Source organism: Brevundimonas sp. (assembly GCF_035627055.1).
Lineage (GTDB): Bacteria > Pseudomonadota > Alphaproteobacteria > Caulobacterales > Caulobacteraceae > Brevundimonas.
The window spans coordinates 26,868-42,120 of record NZ_DASPMM010000024.1 but is presented as its reverse complement, the minus strand read 5'-3'; the positions used below and the strand labels follow the sequence as shown (position 1 = coordinate 42,120).

Annotated in this window: 19 protein-coding genes and 1 tRNA gene; 11 read left to right on the top strand and 9 right to left on the bottom strand. The window is 70.2% G+C overall.

The annotated features are described in order from the left end of the window. Positions 1–29 precede the first annotated feature (29 nt). The 4 genes from VEA98_RS13425 (at position 30) to VEA98_RS13410 (ending at position 2,852) form a co-directional block, all read left to right on the top strand. On the top strand, positions 30–680 hold the full coding sequence (locus VEA98_RS13425) for a cyclase family protein (protein WP_324815380.1): 651 nt from the start codon (positions 30–32) through the stop codon (positions 678–680). Positions 681–780: 100 nt separating this feature from the next. Then, on the top strand, positions 781–1,509 hold the full coding sequence (locus VEA98_RS13420) for a hypothetical protein (RefSeq protein WP_324815378.1): 729 nt from the start codon (positions 781–783) through the stop codon (positions 1,507–1,509). A 75-nt stretch (positions 1,510–1,584) separates the two neighbouring features. Further along, the gene (locus VEA98_RS13415) at positions 1,585–2,172 is read left to right on the top strand and encodes a DNA-3-methyladenine glycosylase I (protein ID WP_324815375.1); all 588 of its coding nucleotides are present in this window, start codon (positions 1,585–1,587) and stop codon (positions 2,170–2,172) included. Between the two features lie 77 nt (positions 2,173–2,249). Next, complete coding sequence (locus VEA98_RS13410) at positions 2,250–2,852, top strand: ribonuclease HII (protein WP_324815547.1); 603 nt, start codon at positions 2,250–2,252, stop codon at positions 2,850–2,852. Here VEA98_RS13410 and VEA98_RS13405 read toward each other — a convergent pair. The 8 genes from VEA98_RS13405 to VEA98_RS13370 all read right to left on the bottom strand — a co-directional run bounded on the left by VEA98_RS13405 (position 2,849) and on the right by VEA98_RS13370 (position 9,446). Next, positions 2,849–3,112 carry a hypothetical protein gene (locus VEA98_RS13405; RefSeq protein ID WP_324815373.1) on the bottom strand — a complete coding sequence of 88 codons (264 nt, stop codon included), beginning with the start codon at positions 3,110–3,112 and terminating at the stop codon, positions 2,849–2,851. The two genes, VEA98_RS13410 and VEA98_RS13405, sit on opposite strands and share 4 nt — an antisense overlap. Positions 3,113–3,158: 46 nt before the next feature. After that, positions 3,159–4,199 (bottom strand): DNA adenine methylase, encoded by a 1,041-nt coding sequence (locus VEA98_RS13400; RefSeq protein WP_324815371.1) that lies wholly within the window; start codon positions 4,197–4,199, stop codon positions 3,159–3,161. Positions 4,200–4,215: 16 nt separating this feature from the next. Next, on the bottom strand, positions 4,216–5,655 hold the full coding sequence (gene pyk, locus VEA98_RS13395; RefSeq protein ID WP_324815369.1) for a pyruvate kinase: 1,440 nt from the start codon (positions 5,653–5,655) through the stop codon (positions 4,216–4,218). 106 nt (positions 5,656–5,761) lie between these two features. Then, on the bottom strand, positions 5,762–6,340 hold the full coding sequence (locus VEA98_RS13390) for an alpha-ketoglutarate-dependent dioxygenase AlkB (protein WP_324815367.1): 579 nt from the start codon (positions 6,338–6,340) through the stop codon (positions 5,762–5,764). Then, entirely contained in the window at positions 6,340–7,317 is a 978-nt protein-coding gene (locus tag VEA98_RS13385) for an ATP-dependent DNA ligase (protein ID WP_324815364.1), read from the bottom strand. The genes VEA98_RS13390 and VEA98_RS13385 overlap by 1 nt, the downstream gene beginning before the upstream one ends. After that, entirely contained in the window at positions 7,314–7,886 is a 573-nt protein-coding gene (locus VEA98_RS13380) for a DNA-3-methyladenine glycosylase (RefSeq protein WP_324815361.1), read from the bottom strand. Before VEA98_RS13380 ends, VEA98_RS13385 begins: the two co-directional genes overlap by 4 nt. Before the next feature lie 38 nt (positions 7,887–7,924). Beyond that, positions 7,925–8,009: transfer RNA gene (locus VEA98_RS13375), tRNA-Leu, on the bottom strand. A 6-nt stretch (positions 8,010–8,015) separates the two neighbouring features. Continuing rightward, positions 8,016–9,446, bottom strand: a complete 1,431-nt coding sequence (locus VEA98_RS13370) for a M20/M25/M40 family metallo-hydrolase (protein ID WP_324815358.1) — start codon at positions 9,444–9,446, stop codon at positions 8,016–8,018. A 150-nt stretch (positions 9,447–9,596) separates the two neighbouring features. Here VEA98_RS13370 and VEA98_RS13365 point away from each other — a divergent pair, with 150 nt between their 5' ends. Beyond that, positions 9,597–10,373, top strand: coding sequence for an META domain-containing protein (locus VEA98_RS13365; protein ID WP_324815355.1), 777 nt, complete (start codon positions 9,597–9,599; stop codon positions 10,371–10,373). A gap of 3 nt (positions 10,374–10,376) precedes the next feature. On the opposite strand, the gene VEA98_RS13360 is transcribed toward VEA98_RS13365, so the two are convergent. Further along, positions 10,377–10,613 (bottom strand): DUF3297 family protein, encoded by a 237-nt coding sequence (locus VEA98_RS13360; RefSeq protein WP_324815353.1) that lies wholly within the window; start codon positions 10,611–10,613, stop codon positions 10,377–10,379. Positions 10,614–10,754: 141 nt separating this feature from the next. Between VEA98_RS13360 and VEA98_RS13355 the strand changes: the two genes are divergently transcribed. The 6 genes from VEA98_RS13355 (at position 10,755) to VEA98_RS13330 (ending at position 15,206) form a co-directional block, all read left to right on the top strand. Next, positions 10,755–11,270, top strand: coding sequence for a hypothetical protein (locus VEA98_RS13355; protein ID WP_324815350.1), 516 nt, complete (start codon positions 10,755–10,757; stop codon positions 11,268–11,270). Between the two features lie 47 nt (positions 11,271–11,317). After that, positions 11,318–12,166: an aldo/keto reductase gene (locus VEA98_RS13350; protein ID WP_324815347.1), complete on the top strand. Its 849-nt coding sequence runs from the start codon at positions 11,318–11,320 to the stop codon at positions 12,164–12,166. Further along, entirely contained in the window at positions 12,163–12,408 is a 246-nt protein-coding gene (locus tag VEA98_RS13345; protein ID WP_324815344.1) for a helix-turn-helix transcriptional regulator, read from the top strand. The genes VEA98_RS13350 and VEA98_RS13345 overlap by 4 nt, the downstream gene beginning before the upstream one ends. 63 nt (positions 12,409–12,471) lie before the next feature. Further along, entirely contained in the window at positions 12,472–14,001 is a 1,530-nt protein-coding gene (locus tag VEA98_RS13340) for a UbiD family decarboxylase (protein WP_324815339.1), read from the top strand. 136 nt (positions 14,002–14,137) lie between these two features. Next, complete coding sequence (locus VEA98_RS13335; RefSeq protein WP_324815336.1) at positions 14,138–14,470, top strand: hypothetical protein; 333 nt, start codon at positions 14,138–14,140, stop codon at positions 14,468–14,470. Positions 14,471–14,654: 184 nt separating this feature from the next. Then, entirely contained in the window at positions 14,655–15,206 is a 552-nt protein-coding gene (locus tag VEA98_RS13330; protein ID WP_324815333.1) for a hypothetical protein, read from the top strand. The last annotated feature ends 47 nt before the right edge of the window (positions 15,207–15,253 follow it).

Genomic DNA, 15,253 nt, shown 5'->3' with positions numbered 1-15,253 from the left:
TCCGGGTCCCGCCGCCGCAGGAGCGCCCCGTGCCGCTGATCGACCTCAGCCACACCATCGAAGCCGGCATGATCACCTACAAGGGCCTGCCCGCCCCGCTGATCTGCGACCATCTCAGCCGCCAGGCGTCACGCGCCAACTACGACCCCGGCACGGAATTCCAGATCGGCCGCCTTGAGATGGTCGGCAACACAGGCACCTATCTGGACAGCCCCTTCCACCGCTATGCCGATGGCGAGGATCTGAGCGACCTCGGCCTTGAGCGCCTGGTCAGGCTCCCCGGGATCGTGATTCGGGCGGAGGGCCTGCAGGCCGTCGACGCCGACCACTTCCGGGACCGCGACCTGCGCGGCCGGGCGGTGCTGGTCCATACCGGCTGGGCCCGTCACTGGCGCACCGACGCCTATTTCGAGGACCACCCCTTCCTCACCGAAGCCGCCGCCGCCGTCCTCGTCGAAGCCGGCGCGGCCCTGGTCGGCATCGACTCCCACAACATCGACGACACCCGCACCCGCGCCCGCCCCGCCCACACCCTGCTGCTGGGCGCCGGCGTCCCCATCTGCGAGCACATGCGAGGGCTTGAACGACTGCCCGACCAAGGCTTCCGCTTCACCGCCGCCCCTCCGAAGATCAAGGCGTTCGGAACCTTCCCGGTGCGGGCCTTCGCCGAGATCGACTGAGGCGGCGACCGCGCTCCGGCGAGCGGCGCCGGACGGCGGGCCGGAACAACCGCGACCGTCCGACATTGAGGCTGGCGAGCTTCAACCACGAGGGCTGTCCATGACCGACACCACAATTTACCCGACGCACGCGCATCCGCCGCACAACCTGATCTCATGGCCGGCGGTGCTGGCCGGCGCGATTGTCGCCGCCGCTGTCGGAGCCATGCTCAATCTGCTGGGCATCGCCCTCGGCGCGGCCTCCTTCAACCCGTACGATCTCGACGGCGGCGACGCCTCCGACTTCACCGCCGCGGCCGGCATGTGGATGGCCATCGCCAACTCCATCGCCCTCTTCGTCGGCGGCGTGGTGGCCAGCCGGGCGGCGAAATACTCCGATCACCACAGGGGCGGGCTGCACGGCGTCAGCGTCTGGGCCGTGGCCTTCCTGCTGGCCCTGGTGATCACGGCCTCCGGGCTCGCCGGCGGCGCCGCGGCCATCGCCGGCGGCGAGGCGAGCGAGCCTCCGACGCCTCGTGAAGTGGTGATCACCGACGGCACGGTCGGGCCGAACGGCGCCGTGGAGGGTCAGGTGATCCTGCCGCCGCAAGCTCAGGAAGTGGCCGACGAGACCGCCGACGCCACGGCCACCCTGGCGCTGTGGGGCTTCCTCACCATGCTGCTGGGCGCCGTCGCCGCGGTCCTCGGCGGCATGTACGGGACCCGCAACCACCGCTGGATGACCAAGGCCGGCATCGGCGGCGACGGCCGCGACCACGACCACGGTCGCGTCGTCGAACCCGCCGCGGCGGCCGAGCCGCACCGGGTCTATCCGACGCCGCGCACCTGACGATCCGTGGGCGGCGCCGGACCGGCGCCGCCCGTCTCGCGCGACGGCGTCTGGTCCCTGCGCTAGCCTGCAGCGATGACCGACTCAGCCCACCGCTGCGCCTGGTGCGGGACCGATCCGCTCTACGTCGCCTATCACGACGAGGAGTGGGGCGTGCCGGAGTACGACCCCCGCGCCCTGTGGGAGAAGCTGGTGCTGGACGGCTTTCAGGCTGGCCTGGCGTGGATCACCATCCTGCGAAAGCGCGAGGGGATGCGTGACGCCTTCGACGGCTTCAATCCCGTGAAGGTCGCGGCCTATGGCGAGCCGGACATCGAGCGTCTCCTCGGCGACCCCCGCATCATTCGCTCCCGCGCGAAGATCAACAGCGCCATCAAGGGCGCGAAGATCTGGCTGGAGATGCAGGAGAACGGCGAAAACTTCAGTGAATGGCTGTGGTCCTTCGTGGGCGGCGCCCCGATCCAGAACCACTGGCCCGACAGCGGCGCCCGCCCTGTCGCCACGCCGGAGTCCGAAGCCATGGCAAGGGCGCTGAAGAAGCGTGGCTTCACCTTCTGCGGCCCCGTGATTGTGTATGCCTTCATGCAGGCTGTGGGCATGGTCAACGATCACGGGATCGAGTGCTTCCGTCACCGGCAGGTTCGTGCGATGGCGGCCGGGTGAAGTCCCCCACGAAAAAGCCGATCAAGGGCAAGGCCGCCGCCAAGGCGCCGCCGAAGGTCGCGCGCGCCTTCCCGACGCTGGCGCTCGAGACCGTGCTGATCCAGTCGTGCGGCGGCCCGGTCTGCGGCGTCGACGAGGCGGGGCGCGGGCCATGGGCCGGGCCGGTCGCGGCGGGCGCGGTGATCCTGAACCAAGCCGATCTGCCCGAGGGCGTAGACGACTCCAAGGTGCTGACCGCTGAACGGCGCGAAATCCTCGAGATTGAGATCAAGGCCCGCGCCGTCGCCTGGGGCGTCGGCTTCGCCTCGGTCGAGGAGATCGCCGAACTCAACATCCTGCACGCCACCGGCCTGGCCATGTGCCGCGCCATCGAGGCCATGGCGGTGCAGCCCGTCGCCGCCCTCGTCGACGGCAACTACCGCTTCAAACTGCCCTGCGACGTGCAGACCGTGGTCGGCGGCGACGGCCTGTCCCTGTCGATCGCGGCGGCCTCGATCCTCGCCAAGACGGCGCGCGACCGGCTGATGATCGCCATGGACGCCGAATACCCCGGCTACGGCTTCGCCTCGCACAAGGGCTACAACGCTCCGGTGCACCAGCAGGCGCTGAAAGACCTGGGCCCCTGCCCCGCCCACCGCCGCGGCTGGGCCCCGATCCGGGCCCTGCTCGAACAGGCCTAGATGTGCAGGGCGCCGCCGAGGAAGGCGCCCGTCAAGGCCGCGACGAGGCCGCCGAGCACGACAGTGACCCAGCCGGGGACGCCATCGACCATCTCCGACAGCGTCGGCTCGGGTTCCGACACGCCATCATTGGCGACGCGGGTGTCGAAGCGCGCGGGCGACGGCGGTCGCCAGGCCACGGGCTCGAAGGCGTCCACCGAGCGGCCATAGGCGCGATGGGCCTGCAGGCGGCGGGAGGGGGTGATCGTCATCTGTTCCATGCCCGACACAACGAGCCGGACTCGGGGGCGTTCCGTACGCTCGCGCTCACGCCGCGTCGGCGAGATTGACGCGGCGGTCGCTGACCACGAACAGGTATTCGACGTTGCGCAGCCGACCCACCGCCCCGACTTTCTCGCCCTTCGGATTGTGGATGCCGATGCGCGCTCCGACGTAGCGCGGACGGGCGATCTCGATGACCTGCACCTCGCCCCGGCCGGACAGCATGCCGACCAGTTGGTCCCGCCCCAGATAGCCCTCGTCGTTGAAGGACACGATCAGGTTCGGCGCCTTCACCCCCTCGATCACCGCCTGCAGGGCCGGGGCGATGCCCGGCCGGCTGTTGAAAGCGCTCTTGCGGGTCCGGACGTCGATCCGCTTGTTGGCCACGCCGTAGGTCTCGGGCTTGTCCCACAGCACCAAGCTCTCCCAGCAATGGTAGTTCCCGAGGTAGGAATGCTGGTTGTAGGGCGGATCCAGATAGACGAGATCGACCTCGACCGACGGGGCCAGTTCGACCGCATCGGCCCGGGTCGCCCGGCACGGTCCCGCCGCCACGCCGGGCAGCACATCCGGCATGCGCAGCTCCAGCGGCTTCAGCGCCCGGCTGGCCCAGGACTTCATATAGGCCATCTGCAGACCGGCGGTGGAATCGACCCGGTCCGCCGCCTCCATCAGGCTCACGAGCGCGATGGCCTCCAGCTCCGGCTCCAGCGCCATGGCCGCGATCCGGTCGCGCATGGCGTCGATGCGCGCCCCGTTTTCCGGCGTGAAATAGCGGGCGTCCTCGCAGAAGGTCTTCGTGAACCAGCCTGCCTCTGGCGTCACCGCCCGCAGCTCCGCCAGCACGGCTTCCGCCTTCTCCAGCCACCGCTCCCTGTCGGCCTGCACATAGGCGGTGGCCAGCACATGGGCGTAGGCGTTGTGGTCGTTGGACCAGACCCGGAAGCCCTGCTTCTTCAGCGCATGGCCGACGCGCGCCGACCCCGAGAACAGGTCGCACACCGTCCCGCCGTCGGGCAGCACGCCCGAGATCGCCCGGACGATCTCCGCCAGCAGCGCGCGCTTGGAGCCGATGTATTTGATCATGCCGACCTTCGCGGGGTCAGCCCGTGCGGCCGCGCCCCTTCATCGGAACATGCGCCAGTCGCAGCAGATTCGCAGCCCCCGGCGCGCCGAACGGCGTCCCGGCGAGGATCAGCAGCCGCTGCCCCGGCTCCGCCAGACCGAACTCGACCGCCTTCTCGACCGCGTCGTCGGTGACCTCCTCCAGCGAGGCCGGCTCCCGGCTCAACCGCGGCTCCAGCCCCCAGACCAGCGCCAGCCGCCGCGCCGTTTCCGGCTTGGGCGTCAGCGCCAGCACGGTCTGCAGCGGCCGTTCGCGCGACATCCGCCGCGCCGTGCCGCCGAGGGTGGTGAACACCACCACGCAGGCCGTCGACTGCGCCTCCCCGGCCTTCCGGGCCGCGGCGACCAGGGCGTCGACGTCATGCTCGTCCATGCCCGCGTGCTCGGCGTCCATCAGGCCCGGCCACAGCGGATCGTTCTCCACCCGCTCCATGATCCGGTTCATGATGGCGACCGACTCGAGCGGATAGTCGCCCGACGCCGTCTCGGCCGACAGCATCAGGGCGTCGGCGCCCTCATAAACGGCGTTCGCGACGTCGGAGGCCTCGGCCCGCGTCGGGGCCGGCGAGGCCGTCATGGATTCCAGCATCTGGGTCGCCACGATCACCGGCACGCCGCGCTGGCGGGCGGCGCGGATGATCCGCTTCTGCGCCACCGGCACCTCTTCCGGGTCCAGTTCGACGCCCAGGTCTCCGCGCGCCACCATCACCCCATCGCAATAGTCGAGGATGCTCTCCAGTTCGTTCAGCGCCTGCGGCTTCTCGATCTTGGCCAGGCAGGCCGCCCGCCCCTTCACGATCTGCTTCAGCTCGGCCATGTCCTCGGCCTTCTGCACGAAGCTCAGCGCCACCCAGTCGACGCCGATGCGCAGGGCGAAGGCCAGGTCCTCGCGGTCCTTGGGCGTCAGCGCCGAGACCGGCACCACCGCTTCGGGCACCGCCACGCCCTTGCGGTCCGACAGCTTGGAGCCGCTCTCGACCGTCACATCGGCCCATTCGTCGGTGCGCTCGCCGACCCGCAGCCGCACCCGGCCGTCGTCGAGCAGCAGCAGCATGCCGGTGCGCAATGCCCTGAATATCTCCGGATGCGGCATCTGCACCCGCGTCGCGTCCCCCGGCGTCGGGTCCAGGTCGAAGCGCATCTGGTGCCCTGGCCCGACCTCGATCTCGACGTCTTTGAACTTGCCCAGCCGCAGCTTCGGCCCCTGCAGGTCGGCCAGCACGCCCAGCGGCCGCTTCAGCGCCAGCTCCGCCCCGCGCACCGCCTTCAGCGCCGCCGCGTGATCCTCGTGCGAGCCGTGGCTGAAGTTCAGGCGGAACACGTCGACCCCGGCCTGGGCCAGGGCCTTGACCGTGCCGGGCGCCCGGCTGGCGGGTCCCAAGGTCGCGACGATGCGGGCGCGCCGGGCTCTTTTCATCGAATATCCATACGGCCGGAAAGGGGAAGGCTTCCCTTGTGCCCATGAAAGCGCGTCCGGTTAAGGCCGGTTCGGCGCCGGACACACAAAGTTATGCGCGGAGGCCTCAACGCAGGGTCCGGAAGGTCACCGAATAGCGCAGCCGCTCCCCCGGCGCGATGCTGTGCTGCCAGTCCTGCCGCGCCGCCCCGTCCAGCAGATAGGCCGAGCCCGGGGCCAGCGGCAGCGAGGCCCGCTCCCAGCCCGCGGCGACCCTGCGCCGGAACCGCATCGTCGCCTCCGACCCGAACGACAGCCCGATCACCTTGTCGAACTCCGGGCGGTCGCGGTGCCAGCCGATGCCGGCCCCCGGCGCATATTCGGTGACCATGGCGTGATGGATCGCTTCCGGCTCCAGCCCCGCGAACGCCGCCGCCGCCGCCCGCGCCGGCAGCAGGAAATCCGGGATGGGCTCGGCCGACTCCAGCCGGCTGGCCGAGAAGTCATAGCGCCCGCCGTAGGACACGATCCGCCGGTGGCCCTTGAAGCCGTGGAAGTCGAAGGCCTGGAACGGGAGGTCCGCAAAGGCCGCGACCAGCCTCCCGGCCTTGTCCGCAGGGATCACCCCCTCCGCGTAGCGCAGTCCGTCAGGCAGCGAGGCCCGCGCCTTCCCGAACAGGTCGAACTGATCCGCCGCTGTCGGCATCACGCCTCCAGCTGCTCCATCCGGCACTGCGCCGGCGCCTTGTCCGGCCGGAAGCGCAGCAGCTTGGTCCCGTGCCGAAAACGCTGGTCCGAGACGTGATCGAAGCCGACCTCCACCACCAGCTCATGACGCAGCGGCTCCCATTCGCCCGACCGCTCCGTCGCCCACCGGCTCGGCCCGCCGGGCGACCGGCCGGTGAACCCCGGCCCGCCGCGCAGGGCCTCCAGCCGCCGGGTCAGCGCGTCCTTGTCCAGTCCCGCAAAGCCCGAGGTGAAGCCGACGTGGTTCAGCCGCCCCGCGTCATCATAGAGGCCCAGCAGCAAGGACCCCACGCGCCCGCCCCCGCTGGCATAGCGGAAGCCGCCCACCACGCAGTCCGCCGAGCGCAGCCGCTTGACCTTCACCATGGCCCGCTCGCCCTCGAGGTAGGGTCCGTCGCGCCGCTTGGCGACCACGCCCTCCAGCTTGCCATCGTTCAGCCAGGACTGCGCCAGTTCCGCATCGTCCGTCCCCGGCGACAGCGTCAGCCGCGGACCGCCGAACCGTTCCACGAACGCCTCCAGCCGCCCATGCCGCTCCCGGTGAGGCAGGCCTCGCAGGTCCGCCCCGTCCACATTCACCAGCATGTCGAACAGGGCGAAGGTCGCCGGCGTCTCGGCCGCCAGCTTGCGTATCCGCGACTCCGCCGGATGCAGCCGCTGCTGCAGCACCTCAAAGGCGAACCGGTCCCCGTCCTGGGCCAGCAACTCGCCGTCCAGCCCGAACGTCTCCGCCTCGACCCGCATCAGCCGCTCGACCACCTCGGGGAAGAACCGCGCCAGCGACTTGCCCGACTTGGCCAGCAGTTCCACCCGCCCCTCCGCCTTGAAGGCGAGGCAGCGGAAACCGTCCCATTTGGGCTCGTACCACCAGCCATCTTCGGCCGGCAGCGCCCGCTCCGACCGCGCCTCCATCGGCGTCGCCGACATCCGGTTCATGCCGTCACCGCCACGGCCGGGAACGGCCGGCTCAGAAAGCGCGATCCCGCCAGGCCGAACCGCCACGGCGTCTCCGCCCCCTTGCTGATGCCGATGCGTACGCCCTGCACCAGCGCCGGCGGCTGCACATGCAGTCTCAGGGCGAACGGCGCCTCGTCCAGCGGCCGGCCGTTCAGCGTCCCGTCGATGCCCAGCGCCTCGCACAGCTTGCCCGGCCCGGAACACAGCGCCCGGAGCGGCATCGGCCCCCTCCGCTCGCGCATCCGCTCCACGCCCGTGCGCGGCTCGATGGCCCGGACCAGCACCGCGCTGCCCGGCTGGCCCGCATCGCAGACCACGTTGAAACACCAGTGCAGGCCGTAGATGCGATAGACATAGGCCCGCCCCGACGGCCCGAACATCGGGGCATTGCGCGCCGTCGGCCCGACGAAGCTGTGCGACGCCGGGTCGAACACGTCGTAGGCTTCGGTCTCGACGATCACCCCGCCGACGCCGTCGACTTCCAGCTCGGCGCCAATCAGGGTCCGGGCCACCGTCTCGGCCGGTTGTTCGAAGAGGGTCTGCGGCATGTCATGCCAACGCCGCAGCGCCTCTCCCGGTTCGGCGATGGTGCGAGCGGCGGGGGTCGAACCCGCATGACCGAAGTCGAGGGATTTTAAGTCCCTTGCGTCTACCAGTTTCGCCACGCTCGCATGAGGTCAGTGCGCCGCCGCTTCCGCCGGACGCATGGCCCGGAAATCGACGTCCGAGTCCGCGATCAGCCAGACCAGCGCGGCCCAGGCGGCGACGTTCTGGTTCAGCTGCTCCGGGTCGATCTTGTCCAGGGTGTCGTCAGCCGTGTGGTGCAGGTCGAAATAGCGGCTGCCGTCCTGATTGAGGCCGAACACCGGCACCCCGGCTCCCGCCAGCGGCCCGATATCGGCCCCGCCGTGCAGCTCCGGATCCGGCGAGGCCAGCACGCCGATCGGATACAGCACCCGGTTGGCGATGCGTGCGAAGTCGCTGTTCTGCGCCCCCGGCGGCAGGCCCAGGGCATAGACCCGGTCGGCGCCGAAATCGCTCTCGCCGGCGATCACGTGCTTCTCGACCGCCGCGCCGATGCCGCGCAGATAGGCCCCGCCGCCGTTGCCGGTGTCGGTGGGCTGCGCAACCTCCTCAGAGCCGTACAGTACGACGCGGACAGTCCGCGCCGGCCGCCGGCCGCTCTCGGCGATGGCCTTGGCCGCGGCCAGGGTGATCGCCCCTCCGGCGCCGTCGTCGATCGCGCCGGTGCCGAGGTCCCAGCTGTCCATGTGCGAGCCCAGCACGATCACCTCGTCCGGCCGCGAACGCCCCGTGATCTCGCCGACGACGTTCTGCGACGTCGTCTCATAGGTGTGGGCCGTCGAGGACAGGCGCAGGGTGATCTTTTCGCCCATGCCGATCAGCCGCGACAACTGGTCCGCGTCGGGCGCCGCCAGGGCGAAGCCGGGCGCCGGCACGACGCCGTCGATGTAGCGGGTCGTCCCGGTGTGCGGCATGCGGTGCTCGTCCGAGCCGACCGAGCGCATGATGAAGGCCACGGCCCCCTTGGCCGCCGCTGCGCCCGGTCCGGCGCCGCGGATGCGGGTCAGCGGTCCGTAGCCGGCCCCGCTCTGCATCCGCACCATCTGGCCCGCGTCGACATAGGCGATCTTGCCCGCCAGCGATCCGGCCGGCGCGGCGTTCAGGTCCTCCAGCGTCTCAAAGCGCACCACCTCGGCCTCGATCACCCCGTTGGTGCCCGGCGAATGGCCCAGCGCCGCCGCGACCAGCCGCTGCGGCCGCGCCCCGACGATGGCGACGCTCTCCTCGCCCCGCTCCCAGCCGACCAGCGGGAACTCCTCTATACGCACGTTCTGGAAGCCCTGCGCCCGCATGTAGTCAGCGGCCCAGGCCGAGGCGTCCTGCTCGGACTTCGATCCCGCCGGCCGCGCGCCGAAACGGGTGGTCAGCTGGGTGACGTAGTCCATGGCGATGTTCCGCTCCATCGCCGCGTCGCGGATGGTCTCGGCCCGCTGGATGGTCGCGGCGTCCTGCGCCATCGCGGGCGCGGCGGCGAGGGTCAGCGCCAGGGAGGTGGCGGCGAGAAGACGGGCGGACAGGCGCATGTTGGCTCCGGGACTCGAAAGGAGCCAGAACCTAGACCGCGCTCGCCCGGGGGAGAAGCGGCCTCGACCGGAGTTTTCGCCGCCGGCTCATAAGCAGCGCTGGTCCCCCCCGACATGAAACCGCCGCCTTGCTCGTTCGCTGTGTGGGTCATGCGTGTCTTGCTGATCGCCCTGTGTCTCGCCGCCTGCAGTCCTTCGGCTCCACCGGCGGAAGCGCCCCGGCCTGCAGCGACTCCCGCCGCCGAGGCGCCGGCTCCGGCCGACATCCGCGGCGAGTGGAAGCTGACGGCCATGAACGGGCGACCGGCGCCCGCGCCCGACGACAGTGACTCGATCCACCACATCACCATGTCGGTCGGGGACTTCACCTTCCGGGCGCGGTCCCAGTGCATCGCCTTCTGGAGACGCTACGAGCGGAGCGGGGACCGCCTCGTCGTCACCATGGCCAATCCCGGTGCGATGTGCGCCCGCGGGCTGAGCGACTGGGAGCGGGAGTTCGACCGCACGCTTTCAGCGGTGACGCAGGCCGAACGGAGCAACGGAACCCTGCGGCTGACCGGGCCCGGCGCCGACCTGACCTTCGAGGCCGCGCCGGCCCTGCCGCGAGAATCGATCACCGGCCGCTGGCGGCTGCAGTTCTTCCACGGCGCGGCGCCGCCCGCCGGCGCGGGGCCGGTCGAGCTCACCATCACCGACGGACGTATCGAGGCGAACGCCTGCGTCTTCTCCGGCTGGCGCTACCGTCAGGACGGCCCGCTGCTGGAGGTGACCCCGGACACCGGCGCCGTCTGCGAGCGCACCACCACCGCGTTCGAGGACCGGTTCGGCGACTTCATGGACCGCGTCATGCGCGCCACGCTCCTCCCGGACGGCTCGCTGATCCTCGACAGCCCGCTGGAGCAGGTCGAGTTCGACCCGATCCGGTGAGGCTCACTCGCCCTTGATATAGGGCTCCACCGGGCCCTGCAGCTTGATCGTCAGGGCCTTGCCGCGGCGGTCGACGCGGTTGCCGACGGCGAGGCGGACCCAGCCCTCGGAGACGCAGTATTCCTCGACATTGGTCTTGTCCTCGCCCTTGAAGCGGACGCCGACGCCCTGCGCCAGCAGGTCGGCGTCGTGGAACGGGCTGTCGGGGTCGACGGACAGGCGGTCGGGAAGGTCGGTCATGGTCAGGCGCTCGGCGAAGGACAGGCCGCGCCTTTAGCCGAGGACGGCCTCCGCTCCAAGAGAGGTTCAGCCCGCAGCGTTGCTGATCGTTAAGTTGACGCCCCCGCCCCTCGGGTTCCTCCTCCGCGCCGGGAGGACCTCATGATCCACGCCATCCTGTTCGCGGCGCTGCTGCAGACCGCACCGGCCGCCGCCCCCTCGCCCCCGCCGCCCGTCGACTGCACCGACGCCGACCACAGCGCCTTCAACTTCTGGGTCGGCGACTGGGACGTCAGCGCCACCGGAACCGACACGGTCGTCGCCCGCAGCACCATCTCCTCCACCGCCGGCGGCTGCGCCATCGAGGAGGACTATCACCAGACCGTCGGTCCCGGCGGCGTCCCAGCCACCTATCACGGCGTCAGCTTCAGCGCCTTCGACGCCCGCGGCGGCGTCTGGCGCCAGTTCTACATGGACAGCGGCGGCTCGGTGACCGTGTTCGAAGGCGGCGTGCGCGACGGGGCCATGGTGCTGCAGGCGCCCGCGCGCGGCGGCGCGGTGCAGCGCATGACCGTCTCGCCCGAACGCGACGGCTCGGTCCGCCAGCGCGGCGAATCCTCCACCGACGGCGGCGCGACCTGGTCTCCCGGCTACGATTTCACCTATCGCCGCCGTTGATCGGCCGACCGTCGCGCCTAGGTAAGCGGGCCAGTCCGGAGCCCGCCATGACCGACCAGCCCGCCCTCACCGTCGACGGAAACCGCATCCCCCTGCTCGGCTTCGGCACCTGGATGCTCGAGCCCGACGACGCCCGGCGCATGGTCGCCGAGGCCCTGCGCATCGGCTACCGCCACATCGACACGGCGTGGATCTATCGCAACGAGGCCGCCGTCGGCGACGGCATCCGCGACGCCATCGAGGCCGGCCACGTCGCGCGCGACGACCTCTGGCTGACCACCAAAATCTGGGTCGATCATTTCCACCGCGACGACCTGCTGAAGCAGGGGGAGGAATCCGCCGCCAGCCTCGGCTTCACCCCCGACCTGCTGCTGCTGCACTGGCCGAAGACGTCGCCATCCTTTGCCGAGACCCTCGGCGCCCTGAACGAGGCGCAGGCGCGCGGCCTGACCCGCAGCATCGGCCTGTCCAACTTCCCGTCCGCCGAGTTCCGCGAGGCGCAGTCGCTGTCGAAGGCCCGGCTGGTCACCAACCAAGTCGAATACCACCCCTACCTCAAGCTGACGAAGCTGCTGCAGGCGGCGAAAGAGCTCGGATCCGCGATCACCGCCTGGTCGCCGCTGGCCCAGGGCAAGATCGTCGCCGACCCAACGCTTAACGAGATCGGGCGCGCCCACGGCAAGACCCCGGGCCAGATCACCCTGCGCTGGCTGATCCAGCAGAACGTCATCGCCATCCCGCGCACCGCGAAGGAATCCCGCGCCGCCGAAAATTTCGACATCTTCGACTTCCAGCTCTCGGGCGAGGAGATGGACCGCATCCACGCCCTCGCCCGGCCCGACGGCCGCCTCGGCGACTGGATCGATCCCGCCTTCCAGTGGGACAATGAGTGGTGACCGTCCACGGCTTCCCTGACTCCGATCCCGAACAGGTCGCCCTCGGCGCCCGGCTCAGGCGCTGGCGCAGCGAACGCGCCACCGATGTCGAGACCCTCGCCGAGGCCATCGGCATGACCGCCGCCGACCTGCGCCTCGTCGAGGCCGGCCGCGCCCGCATGACCAGCGCCCAGGTCTCCGCCGCGACGCGCGTGCTCGGCCTGCCGATCTGGGCCCTGACCTCGGACACAGCCGCGCACTGACCGCCTCGGCGGGTGACAGCGCCGCTTCCTCCGCCTAATCCAGCGGTCAGTCTGGAGCGATCGATGGCCTACAAATCCCTGCGCGACTTCATCGCCATGCTGGAATCCGCCGGCGAGCTGGTGCGCGTGTCGGAGCCCGTCTCCACCCATCTCGAGATGACCGAGATCCAGACCCGGCTGCTGCGCAACGGCGGCCCGGCGGTGCTGTTCGAGAAGCCCGTCATGCCCGACGGCTCGATCAGCCCCATCCCCTGCCTCGCCAACCTGTTCGGCACGGTCAAGCGCGTGGCCATGGGCGTCACCCTCGACAAGAAGGCCCGCACCACCGCCGGGGAACTGCGCGAGGTCGGCGAACTGCTGGCCTTCCTGCGCAACCCGACGCCGCCGCGCGGCCTCGGCGACGCCATGGAGATGCTGCCGCTGGCCCAGACGGTCATGTCGATGCGGCCCAAGGTGGTGAAGTCCGCCCCGGTGCAGCAGGTCGTGCTCAAAGGCGACGACATCGACCTGACCTCCCTGCCGGTGCAGGGCTGCTGGCCCGGGGAGCCGGCGCCGCTGATCACCTGGGGCCTCGTCGTCACCAAGGGGCCGTCGGACGACCGCGAGGACGACTTCAACCTCGGCATCTACCGCATGCAGGTGCTGGGCAAGGACCGCGCCATCATGCGCTGGCTGGCGCACCGCGGCGGCGCCCAGCACTACGCACGCCACAAGAAGGCGGGGAAGACGGAGCCCCTGCCCTGCGCCGTCGTCCTCGGCGCCGATCCCGGGACGATCCTCGCCGCCGTCACCCCGGTGCCGGACACCCTGTCCGAATACCAGTTCGCCGGCCTGCTGCGCGGCGCCAAGGCCGAGCTGGTCCCGTGCAAGACCGTCCCCCTGATGGTCCCGGCCCAAGCCGAGATCGTCGTCGAAGGCCACGTCCTGCTCGACGAGCACGCGCCCGAGGGCCCCTACGGCGACCACACCGGCTACTACAATTCTGTCGAGACCTTCCCGGTCTTCCAGGTGACGGCCATCACCATGCGCCGCGACCCCATCTATCTGACCACCTTTACCGGCCGTCCGCCGGACGAGCCGTCGGTGCTGGGCGAGGCGCTGAACGAGGTCTTCATCCCCCTGCTGCGCGCCCAGTTCCCCGAGATCACCGACTTCTGGCTGCCGCCCGAGGGCTGCAGCTACCGTATCGCCGTGGTCTCGATGAAGAAGGCCTACCCCGGCCACGCCAAGCGGGTGATGCTCGGCGTCTGGAGCTATCTGCGCCAGTTCATGTACACCAAATGGGTCATCGTCGTGGATGACGACATCGACGCCCGCGACTGGAAACAGGTGATGTGGGCCATCTCGACCAAGATGGACCCGGCGCGCGACATCACCCTGATCGAGAACACCCCGATCGACTATCTCGACTTCGCCAGCCCCGAGAGCGGCCTCGGCTCCAAGATCGGCCTCGACGCCACCGACAAATGGCCGCCGGAGACGAAGCGCGAATGGGGCGAGGAGATTCGCATGGACGAGGCGGTGGTCGAGCGGGTGTCGGAAATCTGGGACCGCCTCGGATTGCCCGGTGACGGAACGCCGATCTGGAAGTAGCGGCGGGCCCGATCAACGCCCGTCAGGAGCGAAGAGGGCCTCCTCGCGCTCCATTTCCGAATGTGTCCAAAAAGCGCTTTTCAGATGACGAATCTGTAATCTACAATCGGGGTTCGCGTCCTTCCCGGAGTCGCCCATGAAACGCACCCTCGTTGTCGCCCTCGCCTTGGCCACGGCCATGCCGGTCATCACCCTTCCCGTGGCGGCGGATGCGCAGGTCCTGACGGGACGCGGCGCACCGCGTCGCTCGGCTCCGCCCCGGCCCCGTCTCAGCCAGGCCGAAGAGAACCGCCTGTATGACGCCCAGGACCTGGTGATGGACCTCGACGGTCAGATCGCCGACATCCAGGCCGCCGCCGAGGCTCAGGGCGGGCTCACCCCGGCCCAGCAGGCCGAGATCACCGAACTGACGCGCCGCCGCGAGGAAGCCCAGCGCACCGTCGAGCGCCTCGAAGCCAAGCGCGGCTAAGGCAGTCGTCCGGATAGACGCCGCAGGCCGTTCGGCCGCGCGGCCTTGTTCGACGTCGACGCCGCCCCGACGGTCCGCCCCACCACCCGAATGCAGGCGCCTCATCGCCGGCGGTCGGCGATTGCAGGTGACGGGCGGCTGGCGCACACCTAGTGTTCATCGAACACAGGTTGGGGGAGGCGTGGTGACCGCGTTCGAATTCTTCTTCGGCTTCTTCAGCCTGATCATGGGTCTGGCCATGGCCTCGGTCGCCTCAGGCCTCGCGGACGTGCTGCGAAGCCGCAAGGTCGTGCCGATCGGCTGGCTGACGCCGCTCCTCGCCCTGCTGATCCTGCTCGATATCTCGACCTACTGGGTGACGGGCTGGAACCGGCTGCAGGACATCCAGATCAACTACGCCAGCATCTACACGGGCCTGGTCATCGCCCTCGCCTATTTCCTCGCCGCGGCCATGGTCTTTCCCCGCAACGCCTCGGAATGGACGTCGCTGGACGACTATTACGACGGTCACAAGCGCTGGGTGATCGGCGGCGTCCTGTTCAGCAACGCCCTTGGTCTCGCCTCCCGCGTCGTGCTCGGCGACCGCCTGGACGGCTCCGGTCCGACAGAGATCGTCCTGCTGGCGCTGTTCTTCGGCCTGCTCGTCGCTCTGCTGTTCGTCCGCAACCGCAAGGTCAACGCCGCCCTGCTGGCGCTCCACTGCGTGGTCAACGTCGCGCCCGCCTTTCTGATCTGACGGCGCTGGCGGCTTGAAACCGCGCGGCGAATGGCCGAGGACGCTTC